This is a genomic window from Bacillus sp. EB106-04-02-XG92 (assembly GCF_058791995.1).
On record NZ_JBYTEA010000006.1, the window covers coordinates 99,874 to 112,064 of the forward strand.

Sequence of the window (12,191 nt, forward strand, 5' to 3'; positions counted from 1 at the left end):
TAACTGGTATGACCAGACAGAAAGGAGAAGGTTACGCTAATAGGAATTATAGTGAAGTTGTAAGTAACATTATGTCTTTAATAATTTTCTAAATAGTCAATTTATTTACAAGAGGTCAAGAATCAAATTGGTAATAAATGTGTTCTAAGTTTCTGCATAACAAAAGTGAAGTTATTCCGCAATAAAAGTATAAGCAATGTACAGTATAATTTCACCTTTTGTTGTCTAGTAAGGAGTTTGCTGACAAAACTAAGAGGGATATTATCAAATTAAAATTAAACAATGTTATGACAAGATTAACTGTAAGCATTGGTTTATTGATCCTCACGATTCTGTAAGTTAAACCGCAACTTTAGGAAAGAATTAATAATTTACTACTCATAAGGTGCTTGATTCAAATATAGTTAATAAATTTTTGTTATTTATATTTAAAAAAATAGAGTATCGAAATGAGAGATAAATAAAATCCTTACATCCTATTAGAAGTAAAAAACAACGATATTAACGTATCTGAAAGATTTCTCCTTCTTATCCAGTTTACAAAGAGAGCGGTCGTACAAGTTATATGAATTAAGTTATAAAAACAATGGTAAAGGAGTGTACGGAATGAAAACTAAAATAATGACAGGATTATTAGTCACATCCATTGTAACTGGAGCAACTATTCCTATCAATACTCTCGCAACACCAATCGTTCAAGCGGAAACTCAACAGGAAGGCATGGATATTTCCTCTTCATTACGAAAATTAGGTGCGCAATCTAAATTAATCCAAACGTATATTGATCAATCTTTAATGAGTCCTAATGTACAGCTAGAGGAAGTCCCAGCTTTAAATACCAATCAATTCCTAATCAAACAAGATATGAAGGAATGGTCATCGGAACTCTATCCACAGTTAATTCTATTAAATTCAAAAAGTAAAGGATTTGTAACAAAATTTAATAGTTATTACCCGACATTAAAATCGTATGTAGACAATAAAGAAGATAGAGAAGGGTTTTCGGATAGACTTGAAGTACTTCAAGAAATGGCTATGACGAATCAAGAAAATGCGCAAAGACAAATCAATGAATTAACAGATCTTAAATTACAGCTTGATAAAAAATTAAAAGATTTTGATACTAATGTGGCAACTGCGCAAGGCATACTAAGTACAGATGGAACAGGAAAAATAGATCAGTTAAAAAATGAAATATTAAATACCAAAAAAGCAATTCAAAATGATTTACAGCAAATTGCATTAATACCAGGAGCTTTAAATGAGCAGGGATTTGCTATATTCAAAGAAGTTTATAGTCTTTCAAAAGAAATTATTGAACCAGCTGCTCAAGCGGGGGTGGCAGCGTATAACAAAGGAAAAGAAATTAACAACTCTATTCTAGAAGCAGAGAAAAAAGCAGTGCAAGAAGCAACAGAGCAAGGTAAAACTGCTCTAGAGATTGAATCAGCAAAAAAAGCAGCTCGTGAAGCAATTGAGAAAAGCAAACAAGGTGAAATAGCAGCCGCAGCCGCAGCCAAAACACAAGAGTATGACCTGATGAAGGTCATTGATACCGAAAAGATTAAGAAAACATTTGGCGTTTTTGCTGAAGTAAATAAATTAACAGCAGAACAGCGAGCATATTTAGATGATTTAGAGAAACAAAATCAAAAAATATATGATTTAACAACGAAATTATCAATAGCTGATTTACAAAAATCAATGCTTCTTCTTACACAAAATGATTTGCATACGTTTGCAAATCAAGTAGATGTAGAACTTGATTTACTAAAGCGCTATAAAGAAGATTTAAATCTAATAAAAAATAGCATTACAAAATTATCTACTAATGTTGATACAACTAACGAGCAGTCTCAAAAAGATACATTAAGACAATTAAAAAATGTAATAAGTTACCTTGAAGAACAAGTATATAAATTTTGATATTACGTTTTTTTGAAAATCGATAAAGATTATAGGCATTTAGCGAAAGAAGGAGAATAGTCATGAAAAAATTTCCATTCAAAGTACTAACTTTAGCCACAATAGCAACTGTTATAACTGCTACTACCGGTAACACTATTCATGCATTTGCACAAGAAACGACTGCTCAAGAACAAAAAGTAGGCAATTATGCATTGGGTCCTGAAGGACTGAAGAAAGCATTGGCTGAAACAGGGTCTCATATTCTAGTAATGGATTTATACGCAAAAACAATGATTAAGCAACCAAATGTAAATTTATCTAATATCGATTTAGGTTCAGAAGGGGGAGAGTTGCTCAAAAATATTCACCTTAATCAAGAGCTGTCACGAATCAATGCGAATTACTGGTTAGATACAGCGAAGCCACAGATTCAAAAAACTGCTCGTAATATTGTAAACTACGATGAACAATTTCAAAATTATTACGACACATTAGTAGAAACTGTACAAAAGAAAGATAAGGCAGGTCTAAAAGAGGGTATAAATGATTTAATTACTACAATCAATACAAATTCAAAAGAAGTTACAGATGTTATTAAGATGCTACAAGACTTCAAAGGGAAACTATATCAAAATTCTACAGATTTTAAAAATAATGTTGGTGGTCCAGATGGGAAAGGTGGATTAACTGCAATATTAGCAGGTCAACAGGCAACGATTCCACAACTTCAAGCTGAAATTGAGCAACTTCGTTCTACTCAGAAAAAACATTTTGATGATGTATTAGCATGGTCAATTGGTGGTGGATTGGGAGCAGCTATTTTAGTTATTGCAGCTATTGGAGGAGCGGTAGTTATTGTTGTAACTGGCGGTACAGCAACACCGGCTGTTGTTGGTGGACTCTCGGCTCTTGGAGCAGCTGGTATCGGTCTAGGAACTGCGGCTGGTGTCACAGCATCTAAGCATATGGACTCCTATAACGAAATTTCTAACAAAATCGGAGAATTAAGTATGAAAGCAGATCGTGCTAATCAAGCAGTTCTTTCGCTTACTAACGCGAAAGAAACATTGGCATATTTATATCAGACTGTAGATCAAGCGATATTGTCTCTAACAAATATTCAAAAGCAATGGAATACAATGGGCGCAAATTATACAGATTTATTGGATAATATCGATTCTATGCAAGACCACAAATTCTCTTTAATACCAGATGATTTAAAAGCCGCTAAAGAAAGTTGGAATGATATTCATAAAGATGCAGAATTCATTTCAAAAGATATTGCTTTTAAACAGGAGTAGAACTGAAATTTAAAACCTAAATTGGAGGAAAATGAAATGATAAAAAAAATCCCTTACAAATTACTCGCTGTATCGACGCTATTAACTATTACAACTGCTAATGTAGTTTCACCAGTAACAACTTTTGCAAGTGAAATTGAACAAACGAACAATGAAGATACAGCTCTTTCTGCAAATGAAGCGAGAATGAAAGAGACCTTGCAAAAGGCTGGATTATTTGCAAAATCTATGAATGCCTATTCTTATATGTTAATTAAAAATCCGGATGTGAATTTTGAGGGAATTACCATTAATGGATATGTAGATTTACCTGGTAGAATCGTACAAGATCAAAAGAATGCAAGAGCACATGCTGTTACTTGGGATACGAAAGTAAAAAAACAGCTTTTAGATACATTGAATGGTATTGTTGAATACGATACAACATTTGACAATTATTATGAAACAATGGTAGAGGCGATTAATACAGGGGATGGAGAAACTTTAAAAGAAGGGATTACAGATTTGCGAGGTGAAATTCAACAAAATCAAAAGTATGCACAACAACTAATAGAAGAATTAACTAAATTAAGAGACTCTATTGGACACGATGTTAGAGCATTTGGAAGTAATAAAGAGCTCTTGCAGTCAATTTTAAAAAATCAAGGTGCAGATGTTGATGCCGATCAAAAGCGTCTAGAAGAAGTATTAGAATCAGTAAACTATTATAAACAATTAGAATCTGATGGGTTTAATGTAATGAAGGGTGCTATTTTGGGTCTACCAATAATTGGCGGTATCATAGTGGGAGTAGCAAGAGATAATTTAGGTAAATTAGAGCCTTTATTAGCAGAATTACGTCAGACCGTGGATTATAAAGTAACCTTAAATCGTGTAGTTGGAGTTGCTTACAGTAATATTAATGAAATGCACAAGGCGCTTGATGATGCTATTAACGCTCTTACTTATATGTCCACGCAGTGGCATGATTTAGATTCTCAATATTCGGGCGTTCTAGGGCATATTGAGAATGCAGCTCAAAAAGCCGATCAAAATAAATTTAAATTCTTAAAACCTAATTTAAATGCAGCGAAAGACAGTTGGAAAACATTACGAACAGATGCTGTTACATTAAAAGAAGGAATAAAGGAATTAAAAGTGGAAACTGTTACTCCACAAAAATAGGGAAATATTAATTCTGTTGTAAAGTGAACTAAAACATAGAAAGTCTATGATTACACTGTTAAACAGAAAAGTAATAATTAATAAATCCTTATATAACAGAAAGGCGGAGTCTCATTAAAGACTTCGCCTTTCAATTATATATAAGTATGATTCGAATAAAAGAATAACCTTGTAGTTTAATTGCTTTTTTAAAATCTGAAACAGAATGAATTAATTTGGAGCAGAGTATATAAATTTTCTTTAATACTTGATGATTTGAAGGCTGCTAAAGAAAGTTCTAACGATATTGTTAAAAGAGGTAGAACTTATTTTGAAAGACATCGCTTTTTAATAAGATTAGAACTTGAAACCATACCCTATATAGGAGGAATACGAAATGATGAAAAAAATCCCTAATAAACTATTCGCTGTATCAGCATTTTTAACTATAACAACTACTTATGCAGTCATACCAATAGAAACTTTTGCAATTGAAATTGAACAAACCAACAATGAAAATATGTCTCTTTCAGCAAATGAAGAACAGATGAAAAAAGCTTTGCAAGATGCTGGTTTATTTGCAAAAGCTATGAATGAATATTCTTATTTGCTAATTCATAATCCAGATGTGAGTTTTGAAGGAATAACAATTAATGGAAATGCAGATTTACCTAGTAAAATTGTACAGGATCAAAAGAATGCAAGAGCACATGCTGTTACATGGAATACACAAGTAAAAAAACAGCTTTTTGATACATTGACAGGCATTATAGAATACGATACAAAATTTGAAAATTATTATGAAACATTAGTAGAGGCGATCAATAATGGAAATGGAGATACTTTAAAAAAAGGGATTACTGATTTACAGAGAGGAATTCAACAAAATCAAAAGTCTGCAAAAGCATTAATAGAAGAATTAATTCAATTAAAAAATGCTATTGGAGAAGATGTTAGAACATTTGGAAGTCATAAAGAGACATTGCAATCGATTTTAAAAAACCAAGGTGCTGATGTGGAGGCTGACCAAAAGCGTCTAGAGGACCTTTTAGGACAAGTAAAATATCAGAAAGACATAGAATCTAAGGGATTAGACATGGTGAAAATCCCATTTATTCCAACCTTGATTGCTGGTGGCATAATGATAGGTGATGCAAGAGGTAAGTTAGGTTGGCTAGAACCTGAATTAGCAAAATTGCGTCAGACTGTAGATTATAAAATAACATTGAATCGTGTAGTTGGAGTTGCATTTCATAATATTAATGATATGCATAGTATGCTTGATAGTGCTATCACTGCTCTTACTTATATGTCTACGCAATGGGAGGATTTAGATTCTCAATATTCGGGTGTACTAGGACATATTGATAAAGCTGATCAAAAAGCTGATCAAAATAAGTATAAATTCTTAACCCCTAGCTTGAATGCAGCGAAAAACAGTTGGAAAACATTAAAAACAGATGTTGTCACTTTGCAAGAAGGGATAAAAATTGCAGAGAAAAAAGAAGAGGATTTTTTGAATCAGTTTCGTCCAGCAAACGTTTTCTACTTTTATAAAAAAATTCATAACGCATACACTTTTGAAATAAAGACTGGAACAAATGCGCCAAATGCGTCTTATAAAGTTATGAATTTAACTAAAAACACTGTTCATAATATGTGGAGTGGAGGGGCTAATACTAACATGTGGGCTGATTGGCTTTCATTCAATCCAAATGATGAATTTGCGGTAGTAGCAGTAGTGGATGGTAAAGAATATGTTGTGTATAAAGACAAAGTACAAAATATAATGAACTGAATCTGAAAAGTAACGAAGTAATTGGAGCTGGACAATAAACTAGACACCAAGTTAATTGAAAAATTGCAATGGCATATATCTCCTTATGTCCTAGAATACTTAGCTAAAGAAAAAGTAAATATTGAACCAAGGAGTTAGTTGCATTATGTGGATGGTTTTACCGAAAGGTTTCAAGTACATCACTCATACTCATACAATTATGTAGTTATCCTGAAGCATCTACAGGTGTTCTTATGGACCCTGAAGAACTACTTCGCTTCCTAAGTGCAGTAATTTTATGCAAAATTAAGTGAATGTTTTTGTACATAGATTAGTTGACATTGATATAGGCTTTTTCCATTTTTAAAGATAGTTTTGTTTTTTTGTGTTATGTTTCAAAAATTACAGATGAAATTTCTATATTCATGAACTCAGCATATAATCATTGTTCGATGAAATGACATACCACGTCCCTTAGAGTTTCAGACATATTACGATAACTTAAAGAAAAAAGATAATAGTAGTCAACGGTTGCTATTATCTTTTTTAAACTACTTTTCACTAAAATATCTTATCTGCTGTGCTCCTTATTTACTTTTCTAGATTTTATGCATCTGAACTGTTTATACTATTTGTAGGATTTTTAGCTTTTTTGTCGAATAGACTTAATGCAAGGAGGGACATTACATGATTATTAAAGATTATTTCATCAATCTTTCTATTTTTTCTTTATTAGTTAGCGCAGCAATATTTATTCAAGTGTTTACAATTAATTCTAGTCGATATTTCGAAAAACTCTATGGAGGGATTATTGCAGTTACGTTAATGTTCTTTTCTTTTCCATACATGGGATTTTCCTACGATCTACGAGTTGTTCCTCTTATTCTATCTTTTATTTACTTTGGTCGTATTGCTGGTTGCATTACGTTAATTAGCATAATTATAATGCGCATTTTTCACATAGGAGGGTATTGGGAACCTCCTGTGATTGCTTATTTAGGTATGAGTATCCTGTTTGTTAGTTTTAAAACATATTTTAAAAACCTTCATCCTTTTAAAAGTGCATCTTTATATTTTTCTGTTTTTGTCGGAATAAAGTGGTTAGTTGGCGTATTATTTAATACTACATTACTTTACACAGGAGGCTTATTATATATAGCGTTAGGACTTTTAATTGGGCTATTTCTTATGGAAGCCTACCAGAGATTGTATTATTTAACAAAGGACTTATCTAAAATGAATCGAGAATTAAAAAAATCGAAGCAAGAACTTACAGATACCGTACATGAGCTTCAAGGAGGAATTTTTAAATTTAAAAAAGTGGGTAAGCACTTTATACACACTTTATGTGATGGACAGTTTTATTATCAAAACGGATTTTATTCTGAACAGGTGGTAGGAAAAAGCTTACGTACTATTGATGCTTCTATTATTCCTCCACATTTAGTTCCACAATTGATGAAGTACTATCTTCAGGCATGGGAAGGAAAAGAAATTATATTTGAATTACCTTGGCCAAATGATAAAACTATTATTCTTATTGCACTTAGGCCAATTAAACGAAATGGACAAGTTATTGAAGTTGTTGGTTCTACAGTTGATATAACTGAAAGGAAAAAGGTAGAATCAGAATTAAGCGCTACCAAAGAATTATTAGAATCATTTATAAAGCACAATCTAGATGCTATTACCATTTCTGATCGAGAAGGGTATATTTTACAAGCGAATAAAGCTTATGAAAAGATATTTGGTTGGTCATCACAAGAAATCATAGGTAAGAGATTACCTTGTGTACCAGATTTTTTAATGGAAGAATCACTTAAAAATATTCAGAAAATTCTAACAGGAGAATCTGTGGTTACTAGATTAGAAACTGTTAGACAACGTAACGATGGGAGTCTTCTTGATGTCAGTCTGACAGTTTCTCCTATATTAGATGTAAGAGGAAATGTGATAGCTTTATCAGCAATATGTAGAGACATCTCTGAAAGAAAACAAGCAGAAAGAGAACGGCATCGATTACACCAGCAATTAAGAGATAGTGAAATGAAATACCGTGCACTAATCGAACAAGCAACTGATGCCGTATATGTAGTAGAGCTGAATGAAGAGAATGCTCCAAGTCGATTTATTGAGGTAAACCCTGTTGGGTGTAGAAGATTTGGATATAGTAGAGAAGAGTTGCTCTCATTATCATTTTCAAATATAGTACCACAAGATTCTAAAATGATCGTAAGGTTATTAGAAAAAATTAAAAAGGGACAAACTTCCTTCACTTTGCAAGATGAATATGTTTTTCCAACAGGAAAAGTAATAACAACTGAGTTTAGTGTTCGTGTTTTTAACTTAAATGGTAAAAAAGTTTTCCTAAGTATTTCTCGTGATATCACTGAACGGCTAAAAACAGAAGAATTATTGCGAAAATCTGAAAAACTTGCTGTTGTAGGACAATTAGCGACTGTAATGGCTCATGAGATTAATAATCCATTAACTGCAATGAAAGGGTTCATGCAATTACTAAAATCAACGGAAAATGAGAATAATCAGGGTTATATTAATATAGTATCATCAGAGATTGAGCGTATAGAGAGCATTACAACTGAATTTATGGCGGTAGCCAAACCACAGGTGGTAAAAATACAACCTAATGATATTAGTGTGCTAATGGATCAAGTTTTAATGCTACTACAACCTCAAGCAATGATGAATAATATAAAATTTAGAATCGATCTTAACCCTGGTATTCCATTGATTTCATGTGAAGGAAATCAATTAAAACAAGTATTTGTTAATATATTAAAAAATGCAATTGAATCTATGCCGATGGGAGGGGAAATTCTCATTCAATTAAATATACTTGATAATAATCAATTAAGCATTTGTTTTATCGATCAAGGGTGTGGGATTCCAAAAGAACGTATACCATATCTCGGAGAACCTTTTTATAGTATTAAAGAAGAGGGGATTGGCTTAGGGTTAATGATCTGTTATAAAATCATTGAAACACATCAGGGAAAGATATTTATTGAGAGTGAAGTGAATAAGGGAACTACAGTTGAAGTCACTCTTCCTATTTGTACACTTCAAAATTAATATATTCTTTTACTGAAATTTTTTAAGAAACCATACAGAATGTAATGCTAATGTTACTTAATGAAATAGTAAAGAGAAGAACACTGGTAAATGTACCCTATAGAATAGGCACTTGAAAAAGCTTGTTATAAAAACATCCTTTCTTTAGAACCAAAAGAAAGGATGTTTTTAATATTGTAATTATGCTCGAAAACATTTTTGATTTTTACTTTTAATACATTTTTTAACTAATTTTGGTTAAGTTATTTTCAAAGACGTTATTATTAATTCAATAAGTATACTTACATATCACCATCCCTAATTTTAAAAATAGCAATTTCCTGAAAACTATATATAGTTTCTTTTTGAAAGGAAGGGTATTATCAATTGAAACCGCATGAAAGAATATCTGTTTACTCTATAGAATCTTTACAGGAGTTAATGAAATTACTAAAAAAATCTAAAGATTTTATAACGTTGGAAATTGCTTCTAATAATTCCTCTATAGTCCTTTCATATTTTAGAACATTAATCGATGTAAATATATTTCATGAAGAGGTTTTGACTTATATAAAAGAGAAGAGCTTCGATTCGTTACAAGATATTCAGTCTGTCTTACCCTTTGAGAATTCAAAAGTAACAAATCAAATGGAAGATATTCAGGAAAGTATTTTAAATGGCTATATACTTATTCAGTTTGATACAGATACATTAAATTGTTTGTTAGTAAATGTGTCAAAGAAAGAAAAAAGGGATATTACAAAAGCTGAAATTGAATACAATATTGTGGGTCCGCAAATCGCATTTGTCGAAGATTTAGATGTGAATTTAAATTTGGTACGTAGAAAGCTTCCAACACCTTATTTACAAATGAAGGAATTGAAAGTAGGCGCGCTCTCTAACACAACTGTTGCCATTGTATTTATTGAGGGAATTGTAAATGATCAAAATTTACAAGAAATTATAAAACGGGTAAGCCAAATAAAAACAGACCATGTTTTGGATAGTACTTATTTGATTCAGTTAATTGCAGACAACCCGAATTCTATATTCCCTCAATTTTTGAATACCGAACGTCCTGACCGTGTAGCAGCTGTATTAGCAGAAGGGAAAATTGCACTTTTTGTAGATGGCTCGCCTTATGCTATCACTCTTCCAACAACATTAATTGACTTTTTTTCTACGACAGAAGATTATACCATGCCTTGGATTATGGCCTCATTTTTTCGACTGTTAAGGATTTTTGCTTTTATCTTTTCTGTTTTAACGACTCCATTATATGTTGCGATCTTAACATATCATTATGAGCTAATTCCAAAAGAACTTCTTGAAACGTTGATCATATCGAGAAGTAAAGTACCTTTTCCTCCAGTCATTGAAGCACTTTTTTTAGAAATAACGATTGAATTACTGAGAGAAGCGGGGACACGTTTACCAACTAAAGTGGGTCTAACTGTCGGTATAGTAGGGGGTATTGTTATTGGACAAGCATCGGTAGAGGCAAGTCTTACAAGTAACGTACTTATTATCATTGTTGCACTTTCAGCTCTTAGTTCATTTACAGCACCAATATATCGAATTGGTAATACAATTCGAGTAATTCGTTTTCCTTTTATAATAGCTGCACACCTGTTGGGCTTATTAGGAATTGTTTTAACAAGTTCTTTACTTTTAGCACGCCTATTACGTACAGAATCATTAAGACGTCCTTATTTGTTCCCTTTTTATCCTACACGCCCTACAGATTGGAAAGACAGCATTATACGTATGCCAATCTCAGCGATGTTCCGACGTCCTATTTTTTCAAGGTCTAAACAGCGTTTTCGTTTTAATCCAGAAGGGGTAGAGAAAAATAAAATCAAATCACGAAATGATTTTGATGATTGAAATTAACAGGGAGGAGCATTATGAAACAGGTCCCAATTGAGTATCAAGTCTCTCCATATATGGTATTTTTTTTAATTATTACTATACAGATGGGGGTTGGTATGCTTGGTTTTGAAAGGATTAGTGCAAAATTAGTTGGAAATGATGCGTGGATAAGTACGCTACTTTTTGGAATATCTGTTAATCTTATCATTTGGATCATATATCAGATTTTAAATCAGGGTAATGGAGATATCATTGCAATCAATCAAAATGTGTTTGGGAAATGGATTGGTGGAATGTTCAACTTCATTTTTTTATCTTATATTGTATTGTTAGGTGCAACAACACTACATACTTATATCGAAGTAGTACATGTTTGGATGTTTCCTTCCATTTCATCTTGGATTATAGCAGGGGCTTTTTTGGGTCTATGTTATTACATTGTTACTGGAGGATTTCGGGTAGTTGCCGGAATCGGCTTCTTTGGAATCGTTATCCCAAGCATTCTAATCTTCACATTTTTTTATCCTTTGCAGTATGCAGATTTTCAAAATTTATTTCCAATTGCACAGCATTCATTCCTAGAAATTATGAAAGGAATGAAAGGAAATATGTTTAGTTTTTTTGGATTTGAAATGTTATTGCTGTACTACCCATTTATTAAAAAGGCAAGAACGTCTCAAAAATATGCGCACTATGCAAATTTAGTAACGACTATTGTCTACACATACCTTATGATTTTAACTCTTGCGTTTTTTAGTGAAAAACAACTAGCGAGCGCGATATGGGCATATTTAAGCATGATTAAAATTATACAATTTCCCTTTATAGAGCGGTTTGAATACATTATTGTTTCTGTTTGGGCTTTTTTTATATTACCTAACGTTTCCTTTACATTATGGGGAGTAAGTCGTGGTATAAAAGAGGCACTGGGAATAAAGCAAAAATATGTTTTACCAGTTATCATCCTGTTCATCTTTGTTTTATCATTTTTCTTGAATAACCGTAATAAAATCAACTTATTAAATACTTGGACAGGTCAAATTGGCTTTATATATATATATGTATACCTACCTGTATTATGGCTAATTCAAACCGCCAAAATAAAGTTAAGGAGATAA

The 12,191-nt window shown here is 32.1% G+C and carries 7 protein-coding genes; all 7 read left to right on the forward strand.

Annotation, left to right across the window (positions count from 1 at the left end):
* Positions 1–606: 606 nt before the first annotated feature.
* The 7 genes from hblC (at position 607) to AC3WVA_RS16625 (ending at position 12,191) form a co-directional block, all read left to right on the forward strand.
* Complete coding sequence (hblC, locus tag AC3WVA_RS16595) at positions 607–1,926, forward strand: hemolytic enterotoxin HBL lytic component L2 (RefSeq protein WP_098521625.1); 1,320 nt, start codon at positions 607–609, stop codon at positions 1,924–1,926.
* Positions 1,927–1,988: 62 nt separating this feature from the next.
* Positions 1,989–3,209 (forward strand): hemolytic enterotoxin HBL lytic component L1, encoded by a 1,221-nt coding sequence (gene hblD, locus AC3WVA_RS16600; RefSeq protein ID WP_098346704.1) that lies wholly within the window; start codon positions 1,989–1,991, stop codon positions 3,207–3,209.
* 36 nt (positions 3,210–3,245) lie between these two features.
* Complete coding sequence (hblA, locus tag AC3WVA_RS16605) at positions 3,246–4,373, forward strand: hemolysin BL binding component B (protein ID WP_098346703.1); 1,128 nt, start codon at positions 3,246–3,248, stop codon at positions 4,371–4,373.
* Between the two features lie 376 nt (positions 4,374–4,749).
* Positions 4,750–6,150, forward strand: a complete 1,401-nt coding sequence (hblB, locus tag AC3WVA_RS16610) for a hemolysin BL regulatory component HblB (protein ID WP_492322045.1) — start codon at positions 4,750–4,752, stop codon at positions 6,148–6,150.
* Between the two features lie 666 nt (positions 6,151–6,816).
* Positions 6,817–9,222, forward strand: coding sequence for a PAS domain S-box protein (locus AC3WVA_RS16615; protein WP_492322046.1), 2,406 nt, complete (start codon positions 6,817–6,819; stop codon positions 9,220–9,222).
* 366 nt (positions 9,223–9,588) lie between these two features.
* Entirely contained in the window at positions 9,589–11,088 is a 1,500-nt protein-coding gene (locus tag AC3WVA_RS16620; RefSeq protein WP_195756970.1) for a spore germination protein, read from the forward strand.
* A gap of 20 nt (positions 11,089–11,108) precedes the next feature.
* Complete coding sequence (locus tag AC3WVA_RS16625) at positions 11,109–12,191, forward strand: GerAB/ArcD/ProY family transporter (protein WP_071759116.1); 1,083 nt, start codon at positions 11,109–11,111, stop codon at positions 12,189–12,191.